Here is a 342-nt window from a genome sequence, read left to right on the forward strand (position 1 = left end):
GATGAAAGAGTTCGCTTGGCGGCGTCCTACTCTCCCAGGACCCTGCGGTCCAAGTACCATCGGCGCTAGAGGGCTTAACGGTCGTGTTCGGGATGGGTACGTGTGGAACCCCTCCGCCATCGCCACCAAACGCATAGCTTAACTTACATCTCAGAGTTTATTCTCTGAAAACTAGATCCGAAACGAAATGTGCGATTTTAAAACTTGCATATTGGATAAGCCCTCGACCGATTAGTACTGGTCAGCTCCATGCATTGCTGCACTTCCACCCCCAGCCTATCTACCTCGTCGTCTTCAAGGGGTCTTACATACTGGGAAATCTCATCTTGAGGGGGGCTTCAC

2 rRNA genes are annotated in these 342 nt (G+C 51.5%); both read right to left on the bottom strand.

The annotated features are described in order from the left end of the window. Positions 1–13: 13 nt before the first annotated feature. Positions 14–130: ribosomal RNA gene (gene rrf, locus HP548_RS00080) — 5S ribosomal RNA — on the bottom strand. A gap of 81 nt (positions 131–211) precedes the next feature. Then, positions 212–342 (bottom strand): 23S ribosomal RNA (locus HP548_RS00085); the annotation flags it as partial.

The sequence above is a fragment of the Paenibacillus taichungensis genome (assembly GCF_013359905.1).
Lineage (GTDB): Bacteria > Bacillota > Bacilli > Paenibacillales > Paenibacillaceae > Paenibacillus > Paenibacillus taichungensis.